Source organism: Limosilactobacillus antri DSM 16041, from assembly GCF_000160835.1.
Taxonomy (GTDB): domain Bacteria; phylum Bacillota; class Bacilli; order Lactobacillales; family Lactobacillaceae; genus Limosilactobacillus; species Limosilactobacillus antri.
The window spans coordinates 267,281-292,874 of record NZ_GG700733.1 but is presented as its reverse complement, the minus strand read 5'-3'; the positions used below and the strand labels follow the sequence as shown (position 1 = coordinate 292,874).

Sequence of the window (25,594 nt, the reverse complement as noted above, 5' to 3'; positions counted from 1 at the left end):
GGATGTGTGCAGATGCAAGTTTCAGTTCCATTAGAAAACGGCTTCCTGGCGGACGAATACGGTAAATATGCCCCTGCCAGCGCAATGCTAGCGGAGCACCCCATCAAGTCATTCCCGATTAAGATCAGCGATGCTCCTGCGGCGACAAAGTCGTTTGCCCTCGTCTTTATCGACTTTGATTCCACGCCGGTCTGTGGTTTCACCTGGATCCACTGGCTGGCGGCGAATCTTCCGGCAACAATGACTACCATTCCAGCCAACGCTAGCCGCAGTTTAGCAGACCAGCTTGTCCAGGGCAAAAACAGCAATGCCGGCCGGCTCGTCAATGGCGATCCCCGGATCAGCACTGGTTACGTTGGTCCCCAGCCACCTGACAAGGCCCATGACTACACCCTAACCGTTTACGCCCTGGACACGGTCCTCCCCCTCACAAACGGCTACTGGTTAAACGACTTTATCCACGCCAGTGCGGGCCACATTTTAGCTAAAGCCGAAGTAACCCTACCTAGTCGCGCCTAAGGAAGTGATAATCTATGGAAACAAGAATCTTTTTTAATCCTGGTGACTCAATCGCCAATATTCATGACTACAACGAGGCCATCCGCAAGGGGCAAATCTTCAAGCGGGAACGGCAAAGCGATGAACTAGTCATCGCTAAGGGGCCCGACGATGAAGAATACGCCATCTTCTACGCCAAGGACGCCCTCCCGGCGGGCCACCAGAAGTCGCAACCGTACGACGTTAAGAATAAGCTGTAAACCGCATGGAATATAAAAAAGAGCGTAAAGACTAGGTCTAATGACCCGCGTCTTTACGCTCTTTTTCGTTTTTCCTAAGCAATGACGTGTTTGCGGGAGTAAGTTAGATAAAGCACCCCGCCACAGCCCAGCCAGATAAGGTAAGAAAACCAAGCTTCAATTGAAATCGTGACCAATAGAATCACACAGATCAGCATTGCCAGGATTGGAATCACTTTCCCACCCGGAACCACAAACGGTCTTGGCAGTTCCGGATACTGTTTTCGCAGCAGCATCACCAGCAAGGAAACAAGCAGGAAGACCATTAGGGAACCAACATTAGCAATTAATGCCAGGTAGTGAAGGTCAAATTCACCGGCAAGGATCGCGGCCAAACAGCCAATTAGCAGGATTGCCCGGTTGGGGCTGCCGCTGCGCTGACTAAGCCGCGACCAGGAAGTCGGCAGGAAGCCGCCCCGGCTCATCGCCTTCATAATATTGGCCCCCGCGTAGATAAAGGCATACACCACCGCAATAATTCCCAGGATTGCCCCCGCCGATACGAACTGGGCCACTAACCAGTGCCCATGGGCAATTAAGACAAAGGACATCGCTTCGGAGATGTCAAGGGCGGGGTACTTCAGCGCCCCCGTCATTATCAGGCTGACAATTACGTACAATGCGGTTGAAATCGCCAGCGAGTAAATGATTGCCCGGGGGATCGTGTGTTGGACGTCCTTGGCATCTTCCGCGGAGGTCGCCAGTGCATCAAAGCCCAAAAAGGAGAAAAAGACCGTTCCCGCCCCGGTTAGGACTCCCCGGGCACCGTATGGGAAATAGGGGTGCCAATTGGCCGGGTTAACGTCTTGAACACTAACCACGATGAAGAGCAGGATGACTAAGAGTTTGACACAAACCAGACAGTCATTGACAAACTTGCTCTGACTAGTCCCCTGCATGAGCAGCAGGGTAATCAGCAGGACCATCAACAGCGCCGGGAGGTTAACCACCCCGCCCTTGCCAGCTGGCAGCAGCAGACTATTCGGCAGGTTGACCCCCAGCTCAGCCAGAAACGATTTGACGTATCCGGTCCAGCCGTTTGCAACAGTGGCGGTGGTGGTTACATATACCCCTAGCAGGGTCCAGCCGGTGAAGAAGGCTGGCAGCCGGCCCAGTGATACCCAGCTGTAAACATACGCGCCGCCGGAGTTGGGGATACTAGTCGTTAGTTCCGCATAGCAGAGACCAATCAGGCAGCTCGCCAGTGCGGCAATCAAGAACGACAAGGTCACCGCGGGGCCAGCATCCTGAGCAGCAACAATTCCCGTTAATACCAGAATTCCCGTCCCGATGATTGCCCCAACACCTAAAATTGTTAGATCAAACAGGCCGAAGGTTCGATCTTTTTCCGCCTTTTGTGCATTTCGTAAGACCAGGCTGGGGTCAATCCGCTTGCTAGCCAATTAAGTCAATGAGGGGCTGATAATGCAACCCAAGGCTGTCGGCCACTGCCTTTGAAGTTAATTCCCCTTCGTAGGTATTCACACCCGTAGCAATCATCCGGTCATTTTGCGCAGCCGTTTCAATCCCCAGGTTAGCAATTTTGAGTGCGGGACCGGTCGTGGCACTGGTCAGCGCTTCCGTAGCAGTTTTTGGCACTGCCCCCGGAATGTTAGCGACCGTATAGTGAAGCACCCCGTGGGAGACGTACACCGGGTCATCATGCGTCGTCGCGTGGGTCGTCGTTTCAAAGATCCCACCCTGGTCAATCGGTACATCAACGACCACCGACCCGGCCTCCATCGATTCAATCATTGCGGTTGTTACCAGGGTTGGCGCTTTTGCTCCCGGAATCAGCACCGCCCCGATTACCAGGTCGGATGCCTTGACCGCTTCGGCAATGTTATGCGGTGTTGACATTAGGGTCTGGACCTTCCCGTCAAACAGATTATCCAGCTCTTCTAACCGGGAGGCGTTAATATCCAGGATCGTTACCTGAGCACCCAGGCCAACGGCGATCTTGGCGGCGTTAAAGCCAACCGTTCCGGCCCCGATTACGGTCACCTTCCCCCGGGCTACACCGGTCGTCCCGGCAAGTAGCCGGCCTTTGCCCCCGTGCGGTTCTTCCAGGAAGTGGGTTCCCACCTGAACGGACATCCGGCCCGCAATTTCGCTCATCGGGGCCAGTAATGGCAGCCCGCCATTCCGGCCAACCATAGTTTCGTAGGCAACTCCTGTTACTTTGCTTTCTAACATTGCCGCCGTTAGTTTCGGGTCGGCGGCTAGGTGGAGGTAAGTATAGATAATCATGTTCGGACGGAAGTAGTGGTATTCTGTTGCCAACGGCTCTTTGACCTTGACTACCATCTCAGTTTGCCATGCTTCGTCAGCCGAGCCAATCTTAGCCCCGACCGCGGAGTAATCTGCATCGGCAAAGCCACTGCCGACTCCGGCATTATGTTCAACAATCACTTCATGGCCGCCAGAAACCAGGCTCGCAACCATGCTTGGGGTAGCCCCAACCCGTTCTTCTTGGTTCTTGATTTCTTTTGGAATACCGATTAGCATAACTAGAATGCTCCTTTCATTTTGCCGCCTCCCCCTTATGCTTACATTTAAAATAATATATTTTATAATCATCTGCAAGCAGCCAGTTAGCATCAATAACAGTATCGATTGCCGTTTCTACCTATTTAAAATAATAAAAGAATTTATTTCACATGGTTATGAAAAGCAGGATCACCGGTAGTGCGGTGACCAGCTTACCCGGTCGTCACTTAATCACTAACAAGACAATTAACTAGAACCAGCTTGCCCCGCGACCTTTTAACGGAATCAATTCTTTTTAACAAGCACAAACGACCGCTAGGGTTCACTTTTGCCGAACCCTAGCGGTCGTTTGTAGACCATGCTGTTCACTTTTGCGCTCAATAATAGCCTCCGCAAAGGCCGGCGAACGCCTTACCGTCCACCAACCAGCTTGGTGGTTTCCTCCTCGAGCCGGAGGATCAACGCGTCAGCATTCTCGCGGAAGTCCGCGACAAAGCTCGCCCCCTGCGGGCTAACTTCGCCAACCTTTTTTCCCATAAAGTCGGTCACTAGCAGCCGCTCTCCTGACCATTTTACATCATCATAGTGGCCTTCCAGGGCTTCATCAAACAGGGCCTGGAGAATATCCCGAACCGCCCCGTGGATTACCTCATCTTCCGTAACCTGTTCACCATGAAGTTTTCGCTGGGCGACCTGCATAACGACGTCGTCCATGCTTTGTGGAATCTCAACGCTCATAAGCTGACCTCCTTTCTACCTGCGCCGCTTTTTCCGCCGGGCTTTCTTGCTAAACTTAACCCCCCGCGGGGCCCGGCGCGGTGCTGGGGCCGCGGTTGACACGGCTTGCTGCCGGGCCAGCCGCCGCTGCCGTTTTAGCAGCTGCTGGTGCTCATACTCGCTCCACGGGTTTAGTAGCGTTCGCATAAAGCCCGCCACTTCTGCGCGATGGTCATCCATCCATTTTTCGGCTGTTTGGACATCATCGGTGTTGATCCCATTGCTCCGAATAAAGGACAGCATTAACTGGGTTTCCCGTTCTGATCGCGTCAAACTGGCTAACATATCCTGGGATGGCTGCATCTTGGCGATTGACTTCAAAGCGGTCCGGTATTGTTCCAGATCAATCTGCCCCGTCCGCTTGAGGTAGTCAAACAGCGCCTGCGCGGTTGGGACGATGTTTTCAATCTGCTTGGGCGTGATCGCAGGGTCTAAGGGCATCATCATCCCCAACACCTGTTGCAAATCATTGAATGCCCAGTTTCCAGGGTACTGGTGAAACTCCTGAGCCATCAGCCGAATAAATTGGCCAACCAGGTATTGGCGGCTGGCGCCATCTAACGGCTGACTTTGAAATTCCGGCTCTAGTGCGGCGGCATCCTTGGCCCGTTTAATAAACGCCGCCAGCTGTTCCTGCGACCATGGCCGGGCCGCTGGCTGCTGGGGCGCTTGCGCAGTTGGCTGACCATGCAGCTGGGCCCAGGTCTGGTGCGCCTTTCGGCAGGCATTCATATTTACCCGCTGGTCGTCAATTGCCTGGCTCAGTTCTTGGTAATTCGGTGCTTGAATAAATGCCAGGTAGGCCTTCAAAACCGGGGCTACGGCAATGCCAAACTGGTTGGTCAGCGTTGGCTCGGCAATAAAGTCACCCACCATCACTTCTTTAACCGCCTGGGGAGTCCACGCGGTGTCGGCCAGGTGCTGTTCCTCCACCATATGGTGAGTAAAGCGGGTCAAGATTTCTTGCGCGTGCTTTTGCTGGTTAGCAGATAGCTGATGATACGTGGACGAAGCAAGGAACTCTTTAACCTTTCCTTCTCGTTCGTTCATTCTTCACTACTCCTCCGTCATAAATTGAATTTTCCTTTCTATCATATCATAATTAAAAAATAAAGAAGTAACGGGGGAAGTCAAATGCAGAAAAAGAAGATTCAAGAAGCAATGAAACACGTTTATTTTCAAAAGATGACGAGGGCGGGCTACCAGGAAATCGAGGACGAGATTGCCCGCCTGCAAGCCCAGCGGCCCGCTAAAATTGAGCAGCTAAAGGCGGCGCGTGCCCTTGGCGACCTTTCAGAAAACACGGAGTACAGCACGGCCAAGCGGGAACTGCGGCACCTGGAAAGCCGGCTCCGCTACCTCAACAAGCAGCTCCAGTATGCGGAGATTATTGCCCCAACCAACGCCGGCACGGTCGACCTGGGCACGAGCGTTACCCTCCGTTTTGAAGATGATGACGACGTGGCCACCTACCGGATCGTCGGGAAGCAGGAAGCCGACCTGGCAAAGCAGAAGGTGGCCTTCGATTCTCCGCTCGGTCAGGCAATTATGCACCAAAGGGCGGGCACCACCGTCACGGTCCAGGCACCACAAGCGCCCTACCAGGTCACCATCATTAAGATTGCCCTGAATGCGAAATAAATTTTTGGCCTGGTGGCAAAGCGGTTTCATCGCTTACCGGGTCCCATTTGCCAAACGTAATCAAATGATTAGCCAGTTAATTGGCCCCTTGCATTCCGTATCCGCGCCGCTTAGAATACTACATATTGTGTTTGCAGCGCTGTAAACCCCAATCAACACTATATCTTGTAGAGGGGTTAATTATGTTAACTAGCTATTTTAAGTTTCTCACCCACCAGCTCACGGGCTGGCCACGGCAAAATTCTTACTTGTTTTTCTTTAGTCTGGGTTGTCAGGTCATGACCCTGGTCAGCGCGCCAATTACCTGGCTGACCCTGGTTACCTTTATCGGCACCACTTTGGGTGTTCTGTGCGTTTTAGCAATTAACGCCGCTAAGTCGGTGAACGGCTTCCTGGGGATTCTCTCGGCAATTTGCTTTATCATCGTTGGCTTTCACGCTAAAAACTACCTCAGTATCGGTGAACAAGTCGCCTACATGATTACCCTGGACATTCCGGTGCTGCTCTCTGCTAACTGGAACATCAACATGGCGGCCAAGATCCGCCACTTTACTCCCCGCAGCTGGCTGGTCGCCCTCATTGCTACCGCGGTAGTTTACCTGGTTTCCGGCTACCTGATTGGCCGCTTGACCGATGACCCGCGGCCGTGGGTTGACGCCATCAGTTTCTCAATCAGCCTGACCGCTGGTGTAATCTGTTTCCTCCGTTTTAACAACCAGTATTTCTGGTGGCTGGCCTCTGGGCTGGCCCAGCTAGTCCTCTGGTTTATCTCCTACCGCCAGGGAACGGCTAGTCTGGCAATGGCCGTCAACAGTTCGATTTACCTCATTAATGACGTCCTCGCCTTTACCGTTTCACCTTGGTACAACGCCAAACTCCGCCACCAGCTGAGTGAACGCGAGCAGGCCTATGCCGAAGAGATGGGCTTAAATTAAATCTTAAAAAACCGGCACCGGATAAATTTGCAGATTTATCTGGTGCCGGTTTTGCCGTCCTATTTAGCAGCCGTGCCCACATTAATTATTTACTTATAGACTTCAAATTGCGGCCGCTTGCCGTTAACGATTGCGACCACATCGTCCAAGCCCATTGCCACCATGTTTTTCATCGCCGTGTCGGTATAAAAGGCACTGTGTGGCGAAATCAGGACGTTCGGCATGGCCCGCAAAGTCTTGTAATCCTCTGGAATTTCCTCAGGTGTGGCCTGCTTTTCAAAGAATTGGCCCTCATCAGCCAGGGTATCCAGCGCTGCCCCGGCAATTTCCTGATTTTGCAGGGCCGCAATCAGGTCGGCAGCGTTTACGATCCCGCCCCGGGCCATGTTAATCAGGTAAGCCGTCTTCTTCATTTTCTTAAAGGTGGCACTGTTAAAGAGGTTAGCGGTCGATTCATTTAACGGCGTGTGAATTGTCACGATATCTGCCATCTGCAAAAGCGTATCAAGGTCGGTGTATTCCAGGTAGGGATTTAATTCCACCCGGTGAATCGGGTCTACCGCGATTACCTTAGCCCCTAGTGCAGAGTATAACTGAGCCGTGGCACCCCCAATGTGCCCAGCGCCGATGATCCCGACAGTCAAGTTGTAGATTTCGGTACTTTCCAGTCCTGCCCAGCGGAAGTCCAGCTTATCCATTCGCTGGTCGTAATAGCCTAACTTGCGGACCAGGCGCAGGGCCTGGGTTAAGCCCATCTCAGCAATGGCCCGGGGCGAGTAGGCCGGGACATTGGTGACCGTTAAGTCGTACTTCTTGGCCAGGTCAAAGTCGATCATGTCGTAGCCCACCATCCGGGCGGTCAGCTGCTTAATGCCATACTCATGCAATTTCTGGTAAACCACCGGTTCCAGTGGTTGGGTTTGTTGGAAGTCAATGCCATCAAAGCCTTTTGCCCATTCGACGGTGTTCGCATCCAAGCGTTCGGCGACGCACTTGACCTCAACCCCAGTTTTTGCGGACCATTCCTGAATATACTTCTTTTCTGGTTCCAGGACCGCATACATCAGAATTTTCATTATGGACACCTCCTTACCAATTCAATTGCTTCATCTTCGCCACTGCTTCTTTGAGCGTCGCCAGTGGTTGGGTCGCAGCAATCCGGACGAAGCCTTCACCGCACTTGCCAAACGCTAACCCTGGCACCACCAGGATGCCCGCCTTCTTGAGCAGCTGGTCGGCAAAGTCAACGGAATTCAAGCCGGTCTTGCGAATGTCGGCGAAGACGTAGATACTCCCCTGAACCGGACTGACGGACAGCCAGTCAACCTGCGGCAATTCCTTCTGCAGGTAATCTAACCGTTCTTGAAAGGCTTGCACAATCGGTGCGACCAGTTCGTTATGGTGTTGAAGTCCATACAGGGCCCCCACCTGTGAAAGCGTCGGTGCCGAAAAGGTAACCGCATCGTTAACGTCATTGGCCGCCGTCACCAGCCAATCCGGTCCCACCAGGTAGCCGATTCGCCAGCCAGTCATGGCAAAACTCTTTGACATCCCGCTGATGATGACGGTATTGTCTGGTGCATATTTGGCAATCGGCGTAAAGGTCTGACCGGGCATGACGTAATCAGAGTAGATTTCGTCGCTAAGAATCAGCAGGTTCTTTTCAATTGCCAGCTTAGCCAATGCCTGGGCTTCTTCAGTCGTCATGACGTTCCCAGACGGGTTGTTCGGGGTATTGACAATGATCGCCTTGGTCTTTGGCGTAACCTTCTTGGCAATCTCCTGAGCGTCAATCTTAAAGCCCTGGTCTGGCTTGCCATCGACGATTACCGGGGTACCGCCGGCCAGTTTGACCTGTTCAAGATACGGTGAGAAGCACGGTTCGGGAATAATCACCTCATCGCCAGGATCCAGCAGTGCTTCCAAAGCAACAAACAGGGCGTGTTCGGCACCGACGGTAACCAGCACTTGCTGGGGAGCAAAATGGAGCTGGTACTTGTTTTGATAAAAATCACAAATCGCCTGACGCAGTTCGGGCAATCCCTCAGCGGCTGTATAGTGGGTCATCCCCGCCTTCGCTTTGGCAAACGCCGCTTCGATAATTGGCTCTGGTGTCGTAAAATTAGGATCACCAACTGACAAGTCAATCACGTTGTCCATCTTCGCCGCCAGCGCACACACGTCTGCCAAAATATTGGCGGCCGGCTGTTGGTAAGCCTTGCTTAAAATCGAACTGTCCATTTTGCATCCTCCGTTTCGTTTCACAGAATTCTCATTACCCCTAGTATAGTGAGTTTATATTCAAAAGTCCACATATTTATGCAAAATCGCTGCATATCGATTGAATACTTATGAAGCTGGAAGTGCGGTAAAATTAATGTACGAAAGGATGATGCGCAATGGCCAAAATTTTTATGGTCGAGGATAACCCTACAATGGTTGCTGCCGTTACCACCGAACTAAAAAAGTGGCAGCACCAGGTAGCAACCGTCAATGACTGGCAAGCGGTTGCCGATGAAATTGCCACGGCCCAGCCGGATCTGATCCTCTTTGACCTCACCCTGCCGAGCTTTAACGGCTTCTACTGGATTCAGGAGGTTCGCAAGGACTGCCAAGCGCCAATTATCGTCATCTCGGCCGCAGACATTGACAGCAACATGATGCACGCCGTTGCAGCCGGAGCAGATGACTACCTGATGAAGCCCTTTTCGCTGACGGTCCTATTAGCTAAAATCCAGGCCCAGTTGCGGCGCCATGCCACCGACCAGCGGGAGAGCCAGGTGCACTGGGGCAACAATCAGCTGAACCCGCTTACGGGCCAGCTGCAAAGCCCCCAGGGAACCGTCCAACTTTCCCCCACCGAAAGTGCCCTCGTGCAGGTGCTGGTTCACCACCTTGGTCAGACTGTAACCAAGGAGCAGCTTTTGGAGTGGCTCTGGCAAGGCGGCAAGTACCTGAACGAGAATACGCTAAGTGTTAACGTCAGCCGGTTGCGAACCAAACTATCCTCGGTCGGCCTTGACCAGAGTATCAGAACGGAACGGGGCGTTGGCTACCGGATGGTGGACGACCATGAATAATTCTTTTGGGCGGCTCTGGCTGCGGTCCCAACTCCCACTACTCAGCGGCTACGCTCTCCTCACCGGTTTAGTTGCCCTGCTCTGCTACCTGTACCGACTTCCGCTAATAGTCCTCATTGACCTCCTCCGTTTCAGTTTGCCGCTGCTCATCATCTGGCTAATTGCTACGATTCTGCTGGCAAAGCATCGGCAGGCCCTGCTTGCGCGTCAGTTGCCACAGGCTGATTTTCAACCACACTCGCCGGTCGAGGGGCGGTTAGCAACTATGCTTACCAAATCTCAGCGTAGTTCCCGACAGATCCTTCAAGCGGTCCGGCAAAAACAACGCGAACAAAACGACCACCGGGACCTGTTCGCCCACGAAATTAAGAACCACCTTGCAATTTTGCGGGCTCAGGCCGAGGAGCAGCCCCAAGTGCCCAGCAAACAAGTCCGGGCCGCGGTTCAACAGGCTAATTACTACCTCGACCTGCTCCTTAGTGGTGAGCGCTTGGCGATGACTAGCCATGATTTTAACTTTCAGTGGTTACCACTCGCCAAGTTGGCGGCGGCCATTGTTCAAGAAAATGCCGCGCTCTTTATCAACAAACAGCTTGTCCCCGAGATCAGCATTCCCGCAAGCCTGCGCCTATTGACCGACCAAAAATGGCTTCATTTCTGTATTAACCAGCTTCTGACCAATGCTATTAAGTATGCAAAGCCGGGCTCGGTTATTAAACTGGTTTGGCAAACGGACCGCTTAACGATCTGTGACACCGGACTGCCCATCAGCAGCACCGACCAGCCGCGAATCTTTGAAAGCGGCTTTACGGGGCAGAATGGTCACCAGACCACCAAGTCAACGGGGATGGGATTGTACTTTGTCAAGCAGGTCGCCGACCAGCTCAACTTCAATGTCCGGGTCTTCTCGCCGAACAACCACAGCACGGTCGCCGAACTGGTCTTCCCTCCCGACAGCATCAGCTGATTCTTACAAAGCTGTAAGGTTCCGTACGCTCCTGTAAGTAGGAAACGCTCCGGAGCCTTTTTATAATGGAGTTAAACACGAAAGGGAGGTCCAATTATGGCCTTATTAAATCTTAACCACGTTCAAAAAATATTCGACGCCGACACCAACCACCAGGTCGCCGCGTTAAAGGACATTGACTTTAGCGTTGGCCAGGGAGAATACGTTGCCATCATGGGTGAATCGGGGGCCGGGAAGAGTACCCTGCTCAACATTATCGCGACCCTGGATAAAGCCACGAACGGTTCAGCTGTCTTAAATGGACAAGACCTCGGTGAGCTAGGTAAAGACGACGCGGCGCGTTTCCGTCGTGAACACCTCGGTTTCGTCTTCCAGCGTTTCAACCTCCTCAACAGTTTAAGCAACCGGGACAACATTTACCTCCCACTGGTACTAGCCAAGACGAAGCCAGCGGAAATGGAACGCCGTCTTAAGCCCCTGGCTAGCCGCCTGCGAATTGACCGGGTTATCGACCGCTATCCCGCCGAGATTTCCGGTGGTCAGCAGCAACGGGTGGCAATCGCCCGGGCCCTAATTACCAACCCCGACTTACTTTTGGCCGACGAACCGACCGGGGCATTAGATTCCAATACCAGTCAGGAAATTCTCAGCTTGTTTGACGAGGTGAACCAGAATGGGCAAACCATTATTATGGTTACCCACAGTGCTGCCGCGGCCAGCCACGCAAAACGCACGCTGTTTATCAAGGACGGCCGGATCTACCATGAGCTATTCCGTGGTGACCAAAGCCTGAAACAATACCAGGACCAAATTAGTAACACAATGATTACCTTGACGAACGGGGGTGAATAGCCATGCTGTTCATTCAACTCCTCAATTCCAGCTTCAAGCGCAACCTGCGGGTATACGGCCCCTACCTGCTCGCCACCAGCATGATCGTTGCCATCAATTATATTTTTGCCGCGATCAGCGCTAACCAAAGTTTGAAAAGCCTGGGCACTGGTGCCGTTACCGGGTCGCTCTTAAAGCTGGGGAGCACCTTCATTATCCTGGTGACCGCCGCCTTTCTCCTTTACGTCAACCGTTTCCTTTGGCAGCAACGCAGCCAGGAAATCGGCCTATATAGTATGCTGGGAATGACCAGCAAAAACCTTTCCCTCCTTACCGTGCTGGAGAAGTGCTATTTGCTGGTGATCAGCCTCGTCGCCGGGTTAGTTACCGGTGTGATCTTCGAGAAGCTCGCCTTCCTCGGCCTGAACCGCCTTCTTGAAATCGGCAAACTCCACCAGCCATGGGTTGTCCCGGGGGCGCTGGTCAAAACCGCTGGCTTGATTGCCTGCTTCTTTGTCATCCTAATGGTTATCGACCTAATTAAGATTCACCTCATGAAACCGACAAGCCTATGGCACACTAGCACAATGGTCCCCAAGCACCACGGAGCCATGTTCAGCCTCGCTGGCGGCCTGGGAATTGCCATGCTGGCCGGCGCGTACTACATCACGCTAACTACCAAGCCAAAGATTACCGCGCTGAACTATTTCATGTTAGCGGTAATCCTAGTTATCATCGGTACCTACCTCCTCTTCATTGCCGGCAGTGTCCTCTTTCTGAATTGGCTCCGGCACCGATCGGGTTTCTATTACCAGCCACGGCACTTCATCGCGATTTCTGGGATGCGGCAGCGGATGGAACAAAATGGCGCGGCTCTGGCGACGATTTGCCTTTTATGTACCGCGGTCCTGGTTATTCTCTTCACCGCTTTAACCCTTTATACCGGGATCCGGAATACCGTTCGTTCCTATACCCCTACGGACATGACAATCGTTACCAACCAGCCCTTGTCAAGCGCGCAACGCCAAGTGATTAAGCATACGGTTGCGGACCACCACGCCAAGCTCAGTCAGCTCACGGCTTACCAGGCTACCACTGCTCAATTTGGCTACTGGGAAGGCCAGCGGTTCGTAAACCAGGGATCACTAAGCAAGATGAATACGGACACTTCCAGCGCCCTTATCCTGGTCAATGCCAACACCTACCAGCGGCTCACTGGCAGCCACGCGAACCTAACCGCCAAGCAAGCACTGCTTTATTCCCCCGCTAAACCGCGTTCAGGAAAGTTAACGGTTAATGGTCAGGCATACCAAACTAAGGCCATCCACCGGTTCAACTTTGCCTTTAACCCGGACCACTCAATTTATACACCTGCCTTCATGGTGGTCAAACAGCTGCCCCAGGGACTTCCAACGATGTCCGTAACGACCTTTAACTACCAGCTAGCTGGCAACAAGAAGCGGCTCGCCTTTGAAGCCGCCCTCCAGCAAAATCTGGGTCTGCCAAACCCGCAGGTCACTGGCCAAACGACCATCACTGCCCTCCTCAAGCAGATGTATGGCGGCCTCGTATTTGTTGGTATTTTAATCAGTCTGGCACTGGGGATCACTACCACCATCGTCATTTACTTCAAGCAAATTTCGGAGGGTTACGCTGACCAGCAACGGTTTACCACCATGCAGCAGGTCGGCCTCAGCGAGCGTGAAACGACTAAGAGTATCCACAGTCAGGTCCTAATGGTCTTTATGCTGCCAATCGTCGGCGCAATCGTTAACCTGCTCTTTGCCCTTCCAGCAATCCGTCAAATCATGATCCAGCTTAGCTTTTACAACCAAAAAGCCATGGTCATCATTGCCGGAACGATAACCCTCGCACTCTTAGCCCTCTACTTAGTAATATACGGTTTAACGACCAGAATCTATCACCAAATTGTTGAAAAAAGATAATTTAAACGTAAAAAACGACGCCAGATCTGTTCCATCTAGCGTCGTTTCCTAGTTACAGCACCGGCGATAACAGCCGCGAGAAGTATTGCTTAAACTTCCGCCAGTTTGACTGCTGGGCAAAGTATTCTGGCGTCAGCAGGGTGCTATCCTGAATGTCATCTTCAAAAATCTGCTTGAGCTGGGCGGTCAAGACCTCGTTATAGCAAAACGCATTGGCCTCCCAATTCAGCCGGTAGCTCCGGTAATCCTGGTTTGCCGAACCGACCGAGGAGAGGTTCTCACCACTGACCACCATTTTAGCGTGCAAAAAGCCGCGATTGTACTTATAAACCTTGACCCCGTTATCAACCAAGTATTTGGCGTAGTATTCCGTTGCCCGGTACACAAAGGGGTGGTCGGGCATACAAGGGATCATCACCCGGACGTCGATCCCGCTACGGGCCGCAATTACTAGTGCCTCTAGCACCGATTCTTCGGGAATCAGGTAGGGTGTCTGGATGTAAACGTACCGCCGGGCCGAGGAGATAATCGATTCATACCCCCGCCGAATCGCGTAGTTCTCGTTGTCCGGACCGGAAGAGACAATTTGCATTACCACATCCTGGTTCGGGTCGCTGGGCCGTTCGATGTTTAAGCGTGCAACCATCGCTTGAAGGTCCACCCGGGTCTTGCCAGTCTTTCGGCAGGTCATGTTCCAATCCATGGCAAACCGCCCGGTCAGGGTTAACGCTGCTTGGCCAACCACCCGCAGGTGTGTATCACGCCAATAGCCAAACTTGGCCTTTTTGCCCACATACTGGTCGCCAATGTTGAAGCCGCCAATGTAGCCAATTTTTCCATCGATCACCACAATCTTCCGGTGGAGGTGGTAGTTCAGCCGGGGTGTCGATAGTCGCTTGTTTGACTTGGAATTAAAGGGCTGCGCCTCGCCCCCTAATTCCTCCAGGTGAGCAAAGAACTTATAGGTGGTCCCATGCGACCCGCTGAGGTCGTAGAGAACCTTAACCGTTACTCCTCGTTTGGCAGCCCGCTCTAAAGCCGCCAGGACCCGGTGACCAAGTTCATCCGCGTAGAAAGTATAAAATTCAACATAAATGTGGTCCTGAGCGTGGTCAAAATCCCGAATCATCTCGGAAAACAATTTTTGACCATCAATAAAAACCCGGACCCGGTTGTTAAAGGTCACAATCGCGTCATCCAGGCTTGACGATAGACTTACCAACTGCCGCGCCCGGGCAAGCCGACCGCTTTGCAAGAGGAGCTGGTGTTTTTCCAGCAGTGCCGCTTGCCGGGCAATTAACCGCTCCCGGAAGCTTTCCTGCTCACTCCGAATGCTAAAAATATCCTCATTTGATATTTTACGACCGACAAATAGGTAGGCGATAAAACCGATCACTGGAAAGACCGATAGCACCAACAACCATGCCCACGTCGACGCGATGTCGCGCCGGGTCCGAAAGACGGTCCAGACCGCAAAGGCAATGTTGATTAGCCACAGCACTTCAATCACGCGCCGGACAATGTCCCATGTCCAAACTATGTTCATCTTGCTCTCCTCGTAAATTAAATTTTCTTAATTATACCATTCATCATTCCCTTCGTTGCCCAAACAAAAAATCTCCGAATCAGCTGACCCAGAGATTTTTGCTGCTTTAATTTTGCCCTAAAACAATGACGGCAAGGAAGTAAAGAAGGTAATCAACCCGAAAATGATGGCCGGGAAGTTCGCCCAAAAGACAGCCCAGTCCCGCTGCCGCTTAAAGTAAGCGTAAATGCACCATAACAGACCGTTGATTGCGGCCACCAGTGGCTGGAGGGGCGCACCGTAGCTGCCGTGCAAGTTATTAATGATTTGCGGAATGTAGGAAACGTACATACAAATCGCAATTACCGTCGCAACCTTACTCAAAATGCTAATGAATCTTGTCTCTTTCATAATCTCATGTCCTCTTCAATTCTATCCGCGAGTTATTCAGTGGCAGCCTTTAATGCCAGGGCAAAGTCACCGATGGTAGCAGAGCCGTTGTTCTTCGCTAACGGCATGGTAATGTATTCGTCAACGTCACCAACGTCAACGTAGTCGTTCAGCAGTTTTTTAAATTCACGCCGCACCTTCTTCAGAAATTCCTCGCTGACAACCCCGCCACCGAAGATAATCTGCCCAGGGCGGAACATCAGGGTTGCGTCCAGGGCTGCTTGGGCCACGTAGTACGCCATGATGTCCCAGACGTGGTCAGTCAGCGGAACGTCCTTCCCCTTCTTGCCGGTCCGGGCTTCAAAAGTTGGCCCGCTGACTAAGCCTTCCAGGCAATCGCCGTGGAATGGACAAATCCCCTTAAAGTCCAGGTCGTCTGGGTGCCGTTTCAAGCGGATGTGACCCATTTCTGGGTGGCCCAGTTCGCCGACAAACTTGCCGTCGATGACCGCTCCGGCACCACAGCCGGTCCCAATCGTGTAGTAGACGAGGGAGTTGATCCGCTTATTAAACAGGGTCGACAGGACGTATTCGCCATATGCCGAACCGTTAACGTCCGTGGTCCAGGCAATCGGAATGTTGAAGTGCTTTTTGAGCGGGCCCACAAAGTCGGTATCTGCCCAGCCCTTCTTAGGGGTGTTGGTGATGTAGCCGTACTTCGGCGAGCTCTTCCGAATTTCGATCGGGCCGAATGAGGCAATCCCGATCGCCGACAGGTCGTCCTTGTACTGGTCAAAGAATTCGATGCACTTCTGCAGGGTTTCTTCTGGGGTGGTGGTTGGGATGTGGACCGAATCCTGAATTTGGTAGTTGATGTTGCCAACCGCACAAACGAACTTGGTCCCCCCGGCTTCGATACTTCCTAGTAGCATACTGACTTCCTCCTTAATCCTAGTTGTTCTTGTCCATTTCCGCCCGCAATTGCTTGCCGACTTCTTCGTAGCCTGGCTTGCCTAACAGGCCAAACATGTTGGTCTTGTAGGCTTCGACCCCTGGCTGGTTGAATGGGTTGATCCCGTTCAGGTAGCCGGAAATTCCCATCGCCACTTCAAAGAAGTAGATCAGGTAGCCGAGGGTGTATTCATTTTCTTCTGGGATGTGGACGGTCATTACCGGTACCCCCCCCCGGCCGTGTGGGCCGCCACCACGGCTTGGTAGGCCTTGGTGTTGGCGAAGTCCATCGTCTTGCCTTCCAGGTAGCCGAGGCCGTCGAGGTTGTCCTCTTCAGCTGGGATCTCCACGTCGAAGTTCGGCTGGTCGAGTTTGACGACGGTTTCCATCAGGAAGCGGCGCCCTTCTTGAATGTACTGCCCCAGCGAGTGAAGGTCAGTCGTGAAGTTGGCGCTGGATGGGTAGATCCCCTTCTGGTCCTTCCCTTCGGATTCACCGGCCAGCTGCTTCCACCATTCGGCGAACATCCGCATGTTTGGTTCATAGTTTTCAAGGAGTTCGGTCTCGTAGCCCTTCCGGTAGAGGATGTTCCGGTAGGCAGCGTACTGGTAAGCCTCGTTCTTGGTCAGGTCTGGGTCAACGTAGTCCTGTTCGGCTTGGGCCGCCCCGGCCATCAGCTGGTCAATGTCGGCACCAGAAGTGGCGATTGGCAGGAGGCCAACCGGGCAGAGGACGGAGTAGCGGCCACCGACGCCATCGGGAATGATGAAGGATTCGTAGCCGTTGGCGTCGGCTTCGGTCTTTAAGGCGCCCTTGGCCTTATCAGTTGTGGCGTAGATCCGCTTGTTGGCCTCCTCCAGGCCGTACTTTTCAATCAGCTTCTTCTTGAAGATCCGGAAGGCAATTGACGGCTCGGTCGTCGTCCCGGACTTGGAAACGACGTTGACGGAGAAGTCCTTGTCGCCGATCAGTTCCAGCAGGTCGTGAACGTAGGTCGAGCTGAGGGAGTTCCCGGCGAAGATCACCAGCGGGTACTTCCGGGCTTCCGCACTTTGGGCCTGGTAGAAGGTGTTGTGCAGGAAGTCGATTGCCATCTGGGCACCGAGGTAGGAACCCCCGATCCCAATTACAACCAGGATGTCGGAGTCGGCCTGGATCTTCTTAGCGGCCTGCTTGATCCGCGCAAACTCGTCCTTGTCGTACTCACTCGGCAGGTGAAGCCAGTCGCGGTAGTCCGCGCCAGCGCCGGTCCCGTTGCGGAGCTCGTCGTCCGCCGCCTTGACCATCGCCTGCATTTCACCCAGTTCGTTGTCGTGGACAAATTGTTTCAATCCTTGTGTATCAAATGAAAGATGTGCCATAAACTGCTCTCTTCTTTCTTAATTGCTAGTTTTATTTCCCGCTGAAACGGTTACTATTTTCGTCAGCTTCCATGTTAGCGCTTACTATCTTGTATGTCAACCGGTTGACATTAACTTTTTTAGAGAATAAGATATGAGAAAAGCGGTTAATACAGTGCTCTTATATGGAAGATTGGTTTAACAAACGAAAGGAATCACTATATTATGGATAATCAAAAACTGACAACAAAACAGAAGGTTCGCAAGTACACCGGGAACTTCGCTACGGTTGCCTGCCTGGTCATGTACTTCTCCTACATCGAACAGATCATTGCCAACTTCACCGGCCAGCCGGTTTCGCCGGTCCAGCCATTTTTCGCCTCAATCAACGCCCTGCTGTGGGTAATCTACGGCTGGGTAAAGCCGGACAAGAAGGACTGGCCCGTGATTATTGCTAACTTCCCGGGAATCATCTTCGGCTTGGTAACTGCCGTCACATCATTTATTCACTAAAATGCTAAAAGGGGGAGCGAGACAGAAGTCGGTCACGACTTCGTTTTCGAGCCCCCGCGAGCACAAATAGGGCTTCAGAGTTCGGCTTTGCCGAGCACTGAAGCCCCTTTGTGTACCGCGCTGTTCGCGTTTTAACTAAGTAAAAGAGCTTATGTCACAGCCCCTCTCGTTTTTGTTCCGAATATTTTAAAGATATCGCGTGACCCCAGATAGTCTAGCCTTACAGTCCCTAACCGTGGGTTGGGTCACAGCTTCTTTTAGCTATTAACCGCCGTTCGGTACGCCCGGGCAGTCGTCGGGTCAAAGCAGACCATCGTCACTTCTTCCACCTGACTGGCCGTTTGCAAAAATTCCCGAATTGTCTGAATGGCAATTTGGGCGGCCCGGCCTAGCGGAAAAGAGTAGACACCGGTGCTGATCGACGGAAAGGCGACGGTCCGACAGTCGTATTCGTCCGCCAGAGTCAAACTGTTCCGGTAGGAATTCGCCAACAGCTGATCCTCCCCATGGTCACCACCATGCCAAATCGGGCCCGGCGTGTGGATAATATACTTTGCCGGCAGGTTAAAGCCGCTGGTAATCCGGGCCTCGCCGGTCGGGCAGCCGCCAAATTTTTCACAAGCTGCGTACAGGGCTGGGCCCGCCGCCCGGTGGATTGCCCCGTCGACACCGCCGCCACCCATCAACGTGGTGTTGGCCGCATTGACAATTGCGTCTGCCGCAACGGTCGTAATATCGCCTTCAACTACCTGAATTGTTTTCATTACCGATTCCTTCTTTGCCTGAATTGCGGGTACAGCCAGATTACTTCAACAATCGACATCGCTGATAAGGCCACTACAAAGCCCCGCCCAAAGCCGGCACCAATCCCATAAGCCGTCCCTGAAAAGCTAGTAAAATCAAGCTTGATTAGTAACGCTGTCACTACGATAAAAGTCAAGATCGAACCCACCTGGGTGAAGCGATTCTGGTTCTTCCAATCGGCCTTGCTTAACAAGAAATAAACATTTACAGATAAGAGGCCAACGACTACTCCAGCTAAAAGACGGCCTAGTGGTGGCAGCTGGTTAATCATGCCGGTTCCAAAGAGTGCCCGCCATAAAAAGTATAAACTGATAACAACGTTGCATAAATATGAAATTGTAAAAATCCGGTCCTGCTTAGCCAACGACGCGTGTTCTTGTTTATAGTTATTGATCATTTCGTGATCCTCCCGTAATAAATCATCTAAACTTATCTGGTAGAGGTCACTGAGCTGGACTAACATAAAGATGTCTGGATACGAGCGCCCGTTTTCCCAGCTGGAAATCGTCTTCCGGGATACCCCGAGCTTCGTTGCGACTTCCTGCTGGGTCCAGTTGTTGTGGGCCCGGTATTGTTTGATTTTTTCTGCAAATTCCATTCAGTGCCTCCGTGATTCAAATTGATTTCCCGGGAAATAATTCTTGCTAACAAGATACCAAGCCGGACTAGAAATGTCACGCTAACCTTTCCAGACAAACAAAATCACCGGGTGCTCAGTTTCCGAGCCCGGTGATTTTTAATTTCTGATAACGGGCAAAATAACCACAGGACTAGTGCCTAGGTCCGGCCGCTCTACCAACCGACGCCCGAGCCGAGTCTTCCATCCTGGCAAAGAGGTCATTTCACACTTCCAATTTCTACCAAATATTGACCCGATCTTCCGGCGCCTTGTACATCCGGTCGCCCGGCTGGATGTCAAAGGCGGTGTAGAAGTCCGCCTGGTTCTGGGCCTGGACGTTGGCCCGCAGCTTCTGCGGTGCGTGAACGTCAATTGACAGCAATAATTGCTCGTACTGTTGGGTTGCCTTCATCCGCCAAATCGTTGCCCAGTTGATGAAGAACTCTTGAGCGTTGAAATCATCCTCTTCCTTAGCGGCTTCCAGGGCACAGGATAGGCCCCCGCCATCAGCGATGTTTTCAGAAACCGTCAGCTTGCCGTTAACTTTCTGCCCCGCGATTGGCAGGCCGTCAAACTCGTCAATCATCTTTTGGGCGAGTTTCTTAAAGTGGGCCGAGTCCTCCGGCGTCCACCAGTTATTGAGGTTCCCATACTCGTCAAAGAGGGCCCCATTGTTATCAAAGGCGTGGGAAATTTCGTGGGCGATGACCGCCCCAATTCCCCCGTAGTTCTGACTGCTCGTCTGCTTGAGCGAATAGAACGGCGCCTGCAGGATCGCGGCCGGGAAGACGATAATATTCTTAAACGGGTGGTAGTAGGCGTTGACCGTGGCGGCACTCATTTCCCACCGCATCCGGTCAACTGGCTTATTCCAGCGGCTGAACATTTCCTTGCTGGCGACAATGCTCAGTTGGTTGAGGTTGGCAATCAATGATTCCAGCTCGTCCACCTTTAAGTGGTCATACAATGCCGGGATCTGGTCCGGATAGCCAACTTGAATGCCCAGCTTGTCCAGCTTGAGGACCGCCTTGTCCCGGGTTGCCTTGCTTAGCCAGGTGTTATTGTTCAGGCGCTTTTTGTAGACCGCAATCATCTGCTCGACCATGTGGTGAACGTCGGCCTTGGCCTGCGGACCAAAGTAGGTTTTGCCGTAGTAGTCCCCCGCCACTTGGCTAAAGATGTCCCGGGCCAGGTAGTAGGCGAACTTTTGCTGGCTAACCGGCTTCTTGCTCCCAGATAAGGCCCGGCTGTACCGCCCATTAATCTCCCGCAACTCATCGTCCAAGTAACTGGCGTTGTCGCGAATAACGTTAATCAACGCCCAGCTCTTAAAGAGGTCAAAGTGGTCCTTGAGAATCCCGTCCAGGGCCTTGAAGTAGGCCGGCTCCATCACGATTACCTTATCCGGCGTGGCGCCCACCAGTTGCTTGATAACCGCGGCTAAGTCGAGCTGGTCCGTGGCGGCCGCCAGTTCATTCAGCGTCTGCGGATTGTACATCTTGCTGTAATCAGCCGCCTCTTCCGCGCTCTTGACGTTCGGGGCCAACAGGGCATCAAAGGCCCGGGTGTCCGCAATCAGTTGAGCCGCCTGCTCCTCGTCATAATCAAGCTTCAAGAGCAGTTCCTTGACCATCCTGGCCCAAAGCTGCATCAACTGGTCGTGCTGAGCTTTTTTCGCCGGTTCATAATAACTCTTATCTGGCAAAATCAGGGACGGTGAGGACACAAACAGCGCATAGACCGTCGCATTCTTCATATCCGCATCGATGTCAAAGGATACCGGTGACGGCATCCCCATCAGCACCCAATTTTTCCACTGCTGCTGGTAGTCATCGTACGAGTTGAGAGCAGTAACGCTGGCTAGCAGGCGTTGCAAGGGCACCGGCCCGACCTTTTTACGCAGGTCAAACTTCTTCGCCACCCGGTAGAGCTTGATCATCTCGTTAAAACGCGGGTCAGCAGACGTCTTCTCACCGTTCGCGTAGGCTTCAAAGTCGGCCATCATCTGCTTATCGATTTCATCGACTAGGTCATTAAAGCCCCCCGTCGCTGGTTTATCATCAGGGATCTTCGCGTCCTTGATCCAGGCCCCATTGACGGCCTCGTAAAGGTCATCCTTAATTAATTCCTTATTAATTGCCACGTTCCTATTCCTCCTCAAAGTGAGTTTGTCACTATTATACTATTTTTACGTTGTGGGCTGGTAAATTAACTACTCCTGAAAAGGCCGCAGCAGCTCCTGACGGGCACTTGCCGCAAACCACTGCTGGTGGTCAATCAGCAATTGGTTAACGGCCCGGTAATTCCCCAGGTCGACCCGCCCGGGAAGCAAGCCGGCACTTTGCAGCTGCCGGGCAAGAACAACGTCTTGGCTGCCCAGGGTATCCCGATAAAGCGGCTGCTCGTCTGGCGTCCACTCTTCATTCACTAGTGCCGCCGCCCGCACATAGTCCCTACTGTGTGTCAATACCGCACGCATCGTTTCTGGTGGCAATAATTGTTCAGCCATTCTGCTTCCTCCCTAGTTCAAACACCCGGCTGGCGGGAGCTGGTACGGATAGTTGGTCCCGCCTGGTGGTCAATAGCCAGTCAACATTCCGGTAATGGTGGTCACGGAGCGTCTGCTCACCCCAGCCGTCGGTAATAATCACAACTACGGTCCCCGTTTTTGGAACGTGGTGGTCACGAAGGTAGTCAAAGACACACTGGAAACGGGTGCCCCCACCACCGTGCCGGACCAATTCGGGTGCCTGCCCGGGCCGCAACCGCTGACTTGGACCATGTACCTGAGCGTCAAAGGAATGGAGCCAAACCGGCAGTTGAAGGGCCGCGGTCATTTGCTGAATCGCCAGTAGCGCCACGCCCAATTCCTTATCAGGTACGGACCCGGAGTTATCGACAAAGAGGTGCACCGCGGGAACCAGGCGGCTCACCTGTCCGGGCAAGTCCATGCGCAGGGGTTGCCGGCGGTTAAACCGGTTCGCCCGGGGCCGCTTTCCTCGGGCAATTTTGCCCAGCTGGTGTCGCAGGAGCCGCCGCCAATTGGGCCGAGCAGCTAACGGGCTAACGGGGTGCTCAATTTGCGCCCGAAGTCCGCCCGGCAGCAGGCCACGATCCCGCTGGGGCGTCTGCCGCCAAGCCCGCTGTACGACCGTCCTGATTGCCGCTAGTTGGGTCTGCTGGTCACCAGCAGCTCCAGCATTACCGGTATGCCAGCCAGCATGGCTTTCAACTTCCGGCGCCCCGGCCTGGGGACCGCCGGCCGAGCGGCGCAGCTGGTCCTGTTCGGCTGGCTGAGCATCCCTGATAATTCGCAAGTATTCTTGGGAATCCAATTTTGCCGGGACCCGGCGGCGAAGGACCCGTCTCAGTTGGGCCAAACTAGCCGTGCCCGGGGGCGAGGCCGGCAGGTACTGGTTGACCGCAATGTCGGTCGCCGCACGCACCAGGTCTTGGTCAGGGTAGCGGCAATACCGGGCCGGATGTTCCCACACCACGTGGAGGGCCAGGTGCTCCAACAGCAGTGCTGCGTCGTCTTGCCGCATCTTTGCCAGCCGGTCAGGGTTAACCTCGATTACCAGCTGACTGTCAGCCCAAGCTAGGCCCATCACCCCCCGGAACTGCCGGTCAAAGCGGTGAGGCAGCTGCAGGAGGACCTCCCCCATCAACCGGTGCCGGTGCAGGATGGTCGTAAGCAGCTGGCCAAACCGTTGTTCAGCAGCCGGTGCTGACCGCCGAAAAATTTCTCGCCAAAAGGTCATCGGTGCCGTTCCCCTTGACTAGCAACCCGGGCCAGCTCACGGTAGAGGGTCGCCACCGCTCCGGCTGGGACCGTGGCGGCCTGCTGGTACATCGCCGTTAGCAACGGCAGACCGGCCTCGCCAACCGATTGGGCAATCGCTACCTGGCCGTCAGCGCTGACCAGGCGCAGTAGTTTAACAAAGGCCGCGGCCCCCTGCTCCGTATCCAGGCCATAAGCACCCGGCTGGGCCACCCATTCACGGAGAAGGTTCACCTTAACCGCCTCAGTTGCCGAGTGGAACTGTTCCTGCCCGGCCGCACTGGTCTGCACTGCCGCCAACGTCAACTCACTTCCTTGGGCAAGAACAAACTGGGCAAAGGATTCACCCACAACCGCTCCCAGGTCCCCGGTAAAGAGGTCGCTGGCCAGTTGTTCTTGAACCGGCCGAGGAAGCCGTTCTAATTCATCAAGATTGCTGCTGACCCGTTCCCAGGCCCGGGGCGTCGGCGTCAGGTCGCTCTCCGGACCGCTGGCAACGACCAGCAGCCGGTCGGGGTGGTCGCTTAGGTACTTAATAACTAGCGGATTGATGGCCGGCTGCCGGTGCCGGGCCCACTTCAGCCATTCCGCAGGGGCGGTGGTCATGACCAAGCGCACGGTCCGGTCATTGATGGCCGCATCGCCGACCGCAACGTCATACTCCCGGTCGCCAAAGCCCAGCATGGTGCTATCCGGGTTTTCCGCAATAATCATCTTCACTTGGGCGGGAAGCTGCAGGGAGTTGATCCGGCGTTGTAAAACCAGGTTCATCAGCTCGCTTTGCACTGCCTGGCTCCCCCGGTTAAATTCGTCCAGGAACCAGATAATTGGCTGTTCGGGGTGCCCTTCTGCAAACTTAATAATCCGAATCAAGGTTTCCGCGTAGCCATACTGCACGTTTGCCAGGCGGCCGTAGTCCTTGGTTTCCACAAAGGAATCACTCGTCAGGGGCGGCACTGGGATCGCCAAATCCCCCTTCTCGCTCAAGCTGACCACGGTTGTATAGAGCTGGGCGCCCATTTGCCGGGCCACCTCTTCCACCAGCGCGGATTTGCCGATTCCCGCATCGCCAACGATATTGGGAACGTTGCCCGCACGCAGCACCAGCGGGACCGCGGTTAATAACTGTTGGTAGGTCAGTGCCATTTATGCTCGCCACCCTTGCGTTGCTAAATCCATTTCCCGTTTCCGCATCCCTGATACATAGGGGTTGCCCGCAACATAAAAACGCTGGGGAGCCGCACCATCCTTACCAGCAAGGTTCACCCCAACCCGGGGAGCGGTAATTATTTCCCGGGGAATTTTAAACGTCGTCAGGTCAACCGTCAGCTTATTACCCTCCATCGGCTGGCCATCGAGCTGCCGCGAGTGGATACCAAGCGCCTGAACCAGCTTGGCGGGGCCGTTCGTGACGCTTACCCCCGTCGTCCCCCGGTGGCGGGCCATCAATGCTGGGTTGACCGCCGGCTCCAGCCCCCGCAGGAGAATCCCCTGCGGTTCCTCGGCATCCTGAACGACAATATCAAAGCAGTAGTGGCCCCGGATTTGGTAAAGGTAAATATTTCCCGGCTGGCCGTATAACGATTCCGAGTAGCCAGTGCGCCGCCCCCGGTAAGCATGGGAAGCCGAGTCGTTTTCACCCAGGTAGGCTTCACACTCGACGATGTAACCACCGGTCCGACCATCAGGGCCATCATAGGTCACCAGTTTCCCTAACAGGTCCCGGGCAATCGCAATCGTTGGCCGACCGGTAAAAAATTGCTGAAACGCCGACAACATAATTGAAATCCTCCTCTACTAAACTTATCCTTAAGGTAACACTAAACGAAAGGTGGTTCATCTGCAATGCTTAAAACTGAACGAATTTACACCAAGCCAATCGATACGGACGGTTACCGAATCCTGGTTGACCGCTTGTGGCCCCGGGGAATCTCCAAGGTGAACGCCCACCTTGACTGCTGGCTAAAGGAAGTGGGGCCGAGCAACGAGCTCCGCAAATGGTTTAACCATGACGCAGCCAAGTATCCGGAATTCAAGCAGCGCTACCTGGCCGAGCTCCGGGATAACGTTGCCTATACCATTCTTAAAGAGCTGGTCGGCAGCCACGCGCAAGAGAACGTCATTCTCCTGTATGGTGCCAAAGACGAGCAGCATAACCAGGCCGTCATCCTCAAAGAACAGCTGGAAAAGGACCTGGGGTAACGCCC

General features: G+C 53.6%; 26 protein-coding genes and 1 pseudogene. 10 read left to right on the top strand and 17 right to left on the bottom strand.

The window, feature by feature from the left end:
* Window positions 1-12 precede the first annotated feature (12 nt).
* Together HMPREF0494_RS05025 and HMPREF0494_RS05020 are read left to right on the top strand one after the other, a co-directional pair.
* A complete protein-coding gene (locus tag HMPREF0494_RS05025) occupies window positions 13-519 on the top strand; it encodes a YbhB/YbcL family Raf kinase inhibitor-like protein (RefSeq protein ID WP_007123860.1) in 507 nt (168 codons plus the stop codon).
* A 14-nt stretch (window positions 520-533) separates the two neighbouring features.
* Window positions 534-758: a hypothetical protein gene (locus tag HMPREF0494_RS05020; RefSeq protein WP_007123859.1), complete on the top strand. Its 225-nt coding sequence runs from the start codon at window positions 534-536 to the stop codon at window positions 756-758.
* A gap of 74 nt (window positions 759-832) precedes the next feature.
* Here HMPREF0494_RS05020 and HMPREF0494_RS05015 read toward each other — a convergent pair whose 3' ends face one another.
* From HMPREF0494_RS05015 to HMPREF0494_RS05000, 4 genes are all read right to left on the bottom strand, one after another.
* On the bottom strand, window positions 833-2,200 hold the full coding sequence (locus HMPREF0494_RS05015; RefSeq protein WP_007123858.1) for an APC family permease: 1,368 nt from the start codon (window positions 2,198-2,200) through the stop codon (window positions 833-835).
* A complete protein-coding gene (gene ald / locus HMPREF0494_RS05010; RefSeq protein WP_040458812.1) occupies window positions 2,193-3,305 on the bottom strand; it encodes an alanine dehydrogenase in 1,113 nt (370 codons plus the stop codon). The genes HMPREF0494_RS05015 and ald overlap by 8 nt, the downstream gene beginning before the upstream one ends.
* Before the next feature lie 393 nt (window positions 3,306-3,698).
* A complete protein-coding gene (locus tag HMPREF0494_RS05005) occupies window positions 3,699-4,025 on the bottom strand; it encodes a hypothetical protein (RefSeq protein ID WP_007123856.1) in 327 nt (108 codons plus the stop codon).
* 15 nt (window positions 4,026-4,040) lie between these two features.
* A complete protein-coding gene (locus HMPREF0494_RS05000; protein ID WP_007123855.1) occupies window positions 4,041-5,114 on the bottom strand; it encodes a hypothetical protein in 1,074 nt (357 codons plus the stop codon).
* Between the two features lie 84 nt (window positions 5,115-5,198).
* Between HMPREF0494_RS05000 and greA the strand changes: the two genes are divergently transcribed.
* Complete coding sequence (gene greA / locus HMPREF0494_RS04995) at window positions 5,199-5,705, top strand: transcription elongation factor GreA (RefSeq protein ID WP_007123854.1); 507 nt, start codon at window positions 5,199-5,201, stop codon at window positions 5,703-5,705.
* Window positions 5,706-5,887: 182 nt separating this feature from the next.
* Window positions 5,888-6,640 (top strand): nicotinamide riboside transporter PnuC, encoded by a 753-nt coding sequence (gene pnuC / locus HMPREF0494_RS04990; RefSeq protein ID WP_007123852.1) that lies wholly within the window; start codon window positions 5,888-5,890, stop codon window positions 6,638-6,640.
* 89 nt (window positions 6,641-6,729) lie between these two features.
* Here the strand turns inward: pnuC and HMPREF0494_RS04985 are convergent, their stop codons facing one another.
* The gene (locus tag HMPREF0494_RS04985; RefSeq protein ID WP_007123851.1) at window positions 6,730-7,716 is read right to left on the bottom strand and encodes a D-2-hydroxyacid dehydrogenase; all 987 of its coding nucleotides are present in this window, start codon (window positions 7,714-7,716) and stop codon (window positions 6,730-6,732) included.
* Between the two features lie 13 nt (window positions 7,717-7,729).
* Window positions 7,730-8,881, bottom strand: a complete 1,152-nt coding sequence (locus HMPREF0494_RS04980) for an aminotransferase class I/II-fold pyridoxal phosphate-dependent enzyme (protein WP_007123850.1) — start codon at window positions 8,879-8,881, stop codon at window positions 7,730-7,732.
* 158 nt (window positions 8,882-9,039) lie between these two features.
* On the opposite strand from HMPREF0494_RS04980, the gene HMPREF0494_RS04975 reads away from it, so the two are divergent.
* The 4 genes from HMPREF0494_RS04975 to HMPREF0494_RS04960 all read left to right on the top strand — a co-directional run bounded on the left by HMPREF0494_RS04975 (window position 9,040) and on the right by HMPREF0494_RS04960 (window position 13,464).
* On the top strand, window positions 9,040-9,720 hold the full coding sequence (locus HMPREF0494_RS04975) for a response regulator transcription factor (RefSeq protein WP_007123849.1): 681 nt from the start codon (window positions 9,040-9,042) through the stop codon (window positions 9,718-9,720).
* Window positions 9,713-10,687, top strand: coding sequence for a sensor histidine kinase (locus HMPREF0494_RS04970; protein ID WP_007123848.1), 975 nt, complete (start codon window positions 9,713-9,715; stop codon window positions 10,685-10,687). The genes HMPREF0494_RS04975 and HMPREF0494_RS04970 overlap by 8 nt, the downstream gene beginning before the upstream one ends.
* A 96-nt stretch (window positions 10,688-10,783) precedes the next feature.
* A complete protein-coding gene (locus HMPREF0494_RS04965; RefSeq protein ID WP_007123847.1) occupies window positions 10,784-11,539 on the top strand; it encodes an ABC transporter ATP-binding protein in 756 nt (251 codons plus the stop codon).
* 2 nt (window positions 11,540-11,541) lie between these two features.
* On the top strand, window positions 11,542-13,464 hold the full coding sequence (locus HMPREF0494_RS04960; RefSeq protein WP_007123846.1) for an FtsX-like permease family protein: 1,923 nt from the start codon (window positions 11,542-11,544) through the stop codon (window positions 13,462-13,464).
* A 52-nt stretch (window positions 13,465-13,516) separates the two neighbouring features.
* Here HMPREF0494_RS04960 and cls read toward each other — a convergent pair whose 3' ends face one another.
* From cls to HMPREF0494_RS04940, 4 genes and pseudogenes are all read right to left on the bottom strand, one after another.
* Window positions 13,517-15,010, bottom strand: a complete 1,494-nt coding sequence (gene cls / locus HMPREF0494_RS04955) for a cardiolipin synthase (RefSeq protein WP_007123845.1) — start codon at window positions 15,008-15,010, stop codon at window positions 13,517-13,519.
* A gap of 117 nt (window positions 15,011-15,127) precedes the next feature.
* Window positions 15,128-15,400, bottom strand: a complete 273-nt coding sequence (locus tag HMPREF0494_RS04950) for a hypothetical protein (protein WP_007123844.1) — start codon at window positions 15,398-15,400, stop codon at window positions 15,128-15,130.
* 32 nt (window positions 15,401-15,432) lie between these two features.
* The gene (scrK, locus tag HMPREF0494_RS04945; RefSeq protein ID WP_007123843.1) at window positions 15,433-16,311 is read right to left on the bottom strand and encodes a fructokinase ScrK; all 879 of its coding nucleotides are present in this window, start codon (window positions 16,309-16,311) and stop codon (window positions 15,433-15,435) included.
* Between the two features lie 19 nt (window positions 16,312-16,330).
* Window positions 16,331-17,691 (bottom strand): annotated as a pseudogene (locus tag HMPREF0494_RS04940) (glucose-6-phosphate isomerase).
* 204 nt (window positions 17,692-17,895) lie between these two features.
* Between HMPREF0494_RS04940 and HMPREF0494_RS04935 the strand changes: the two are divergent.
* Window positions 17,896-18,183 carry a SemiSWEET family transporter gene (locus HMPREF0494_RS04935; protein WP_007123840.1) on the top strand — a complete coding sequence of 96 codons (288 nt, stop codon included), beginning with the start codon at window positions 17,896-17,898 and terminating at the stop codon, window positions 18,181-18,183.
* Between the two features lie 257 nt (window positions 18,184-18,440).
* Here the strand turns inward: HMPREF0494_RS04935 and HMPREF0494_RS04930 are convergent, their stop codons facing one another.
* The 7 genes from HMPREF0494_RS04930 to HMPREF0494_RS04900 all read right to left on the bottom strand — a co-directional run bounded on the left by HMPREF0494_RS04930 (window position 18,441) and on the right by HMPREF0494_RS04900 (window position 25,166).
* Window positions 18,441-18,947 (bottom strand): O-acetyl-ADP-ribose deacetylase, encoded by a 507-nt coding sequence (locus HMPREF0494_RS04930; protein ID WP_007123839.1) that lies wholly within the window; start codon window positions 18,945-18,947, stop codon window positions 18,441-18,443.
* Complete coding sequence (locus HMPREF0494_RS04925; protein ID WP_007123838.1) at window positions 18,947-19,585, bottom strand: helix-turn-helix domain-containing protein; 639 nt, start codon at window positions 19,583-19,585, stop codon at window positions 18,947-18,949. Before HMPREF0494_RS04925 ends, HMPREF0494_RS04930 begins: the two co-directional genes overlap by 1 nt.
* A gap of 259 nt (window positions 19,586-19,844) precedes the next feature.
* A complete protein-coding gene (locus tag HMPREF0494_RS04920; RefSeq protein WP_007123837.1) occupies window positions 19,845-21,749 on the bottom strand; it encodes a M13 family metallopeptidase in 1,905 nt (634 codons plus the stop codon).
* A 69-nt stretch (window positions 21,750-21,818) separates the two neighbouring features.
* A complete protein-coding gene (locus HMPREF0494_RS04915) occupies window positions 21,819-22,115 on the bottom strand; it encodes a hypothetical protein (RefSeq protein WP_007123836.1) in 297 nt (98 codons plus the stop codon).
* On the bottom strand, window positions 22,108-23,367 hold the full coding sequence (locus HMPREF0494_RS04910; protein ID WP_007123835.1) for a vWA domain-containing protein: 1,260 nt from the start codon (window positions 23,365-23,367) through the stop codon (window positions 22,108-22,110). The genes HMPREF0494_RS04915 and HMPREF0494_RS04910 overlap by 8 nt, the downstream gene beginning before the upstream one ends.
* Complete coding sequence (locus HMPREF0494_RS04905; RefSeq protein WP_007123834.1) at window positions 23,364-24,533, bottom strand: AAA family ATPase; 1,170 nt, start codon at window positions 24,531-24,533, stop codon at window positions 23,364-23,366. Before HMPREF0494_RS04905 ends, HMPREF0494_RS04910 begins: the two co-directional genes overlap by 4 nt.
* Window positions 24,534-25,166: a DNA-3-methyladenine glycosylase gene (locus tag HMPREF0494_RS04900; RefSeq protein ID WP_007123833.1), complete on the bottom strand. Its 633-nt coding sequence runs from the start codon at window positions 25,164-25,166 to the stop codon at window positions 24,534-24,536. It abuts the gene before it with no gap.
* A 66-nt stretch (window positions 25,167-25,232) separates the two neighbouring features.
* Between HMPREF0494_RS04900 and HMPREF0494_RS04895 the strand changes: the two genes are divergently transcribed.
* Window positions 25,233-25,589 carry a DUF488 domain-containing protein gene (locus HMPREF0494_RS04895; RefSeq protein WP_007123832.1) on the top strand — a complete coding sequence of 119 codons (357 nt, stop codon included), beginning with the start codon at window positions 25,233-25,235 and terminating at the stop codon, window positions 25,587-25,589.
* Window positions 25,590-25,594: the final 5 nt, after the last annotated feature.

Excerpts from the sequence above, each read along its gene's own strand:
- HMPREF0494_RS04975 (WP_007123849.1), top strand. The coding sequence starts at position 9,040 with ATGGCCAAAATTTTTATGGTCGAGGATAACCCTACAATGGTTGCTGCC.
- HMPREF0494_RS04935 (WP_007123840.1), top strand. The coding sequence starts at position 17,896 with ATGGATAATCAAAAACTGACAACAAAACAGAAGGTTCGCAAGTACACC.
- HMPREF0494_RS04930 (WP_007123839.1), bottom strand. The coding sequence starts at position 18,947 with ATGAAAACAATTCAGGTAGTTGAAGGCGATATTACGACCGTTGCGGCA.
- scrK (WP_007123843.1), bottom strand. The coding sequence starts at position 16,311 with ATGCTACTAGGAAGTATCGAAGCCGGGGGGACCAAGTTCGTTTGTGCG.
- HMPREF0494_RS04905 (WP_007123834.1), bottom strand. The coding sequence starts at position 24,533 with ATGGCACTGACCTACCAACAGTTATTAACCGCGGTCCCGCTGGTGCTG.
- HMPREF0494_RS04900 (WP_007123833.1), bottom strand. The coding sequence starts at position 25,166 with ATGTTGTCGGCGTTTCAGCAATTTTTTACCGGTCGGCCAACGATTGCG.
- greA (WP_007123854.1), top strand. The coding sequence starts at position 5,199 with ATGCAGAAAAAGAAGATTCAAGAAGCAATGAAACACGTTTATTTTCAA.
- HMPREF0494_RS04950 (WP_007123844.1), bottom strand. The coding sequence starts at position 15,400 with ATGAAAGAGACAAGATTCATTAGCATTTTGAGTAAGGTTGCGACGGTA.
- cls (WP_007123845.1), bottom strand. The coding sequence starts at position 15,010 with ATGAACATAGTTTGGACATGGGACATTGTCCGGCGCGTGATTGAAGTG.
- HMPREF0494_RS05020 (WP_007123859.1), top strand. The coding sequence starts at position 534 with ATGGAAACAAGAATCTTTTTTAATCCTGGTGACTCAATCGCCAATATT.
- HMPREF0494_RS04925 (WP_007123838.1), bottom strand. The coding sequence starts at position 19,585 with ATGGAATTTGCAGAAAAAATCAAACAATACCGGGCCCACAACAACTGG.
- pnuC (WP_007123852.1), top strand. The coding sequence starts at position 5,888 with ATGTTAACTAGCTATTTTAAGTTTCTCACCCACCAGCTCACGGGCTGG.
- HMPREF0494_RS04960 (WP_007123846.1), top strand. The coding sequence starts at position 11,542 with ATGCTGTTCATTCAACTCCTCAATTCCAGCTTCAAGCGCAACCTGCGG.
- ald (WP_040458812.1), bottom strand. The coding sequence starts at position 3,305 with ATGCTAATCGGTATTCCAAAAGAAATCAAGAACCAAGAAGAACGGGTT.
- HMPREF0494_RS04910 (WP_007123835.1), bottom strand. The coding sequence starts at position 23,367 with ATGACCTTTTGGCGAGAAATTTTTCGGCGGTCAGCACCGGCTGCTGAA.
- HMPREF0494_RS04980 (WP_007123850.1), bottom strand. The coding sequence starts at position 8,881 with ATGGACAGTTCGATTTTAAGCAAGGCTTACCAACAGCCGGCCGCCAAT.
- HMPREF0494_RS04985 (WP_007123851.1), bottom strand. The coding sequence starts at position 7,716 with ATGAAAATTCTGATGTATGCGGTCCTGGAACCAGAAAAGAAGTATATT.
- HMPREF0494_RS04915 (WP_007123836.1), bottom strand. The coding sequence starts at position 22,115 with ATGGCTGAACAATTATTGCCACCAGAAACGATGCGTGCGGTATTGACA.
- HMPREF0494_RS05000 (WP_007123855.1), bottom strand. The coding sequence starts at position 5,114 with ATGAACGAACGAGAAGGAAAGGTTAAAGAGTTCCTTGCTTCGTCCACG.
- HMPREF0494_RS05025 (WP_007123860.1), top strand. The coding sequence starts at position 13 with ATGCAAGTTTCAGTTCCATTAGAAAACGGCTTCCTGGCGGACGAATAC.
- HMPREF0494_RS05005 (WP_007123856.1), bottom strand. The coding sequence starts at position 4,025 with ATGAGCGTTGAGATTCCACAAAGCATGGACGACGTCGTTATGCAGGTC.
- HMPREF0494_RS04965 (WP_007123847.1), top strand. The coding sequence starts at position 10,784 with ATGGCCTTATTAAATCTTAACCACGTTCAAAAAATATTCGACGCCGAC.
- HMPREF0494_RS04895 (WP_007123832.1), top strand. The coding sequence starts at position 25,233 with ATGCTTAAAACTGAACGAATTTACACCAAGCCAATCGATACGGACGGT.
- HMPREF0494_RS04970 (WP_007123848.1), top strand. The coding sequence starts at position 9,713 with ATGAATAATTCTTTTGGGCGGCTCTGGCTGCGGTCCCAACTCCCACTA.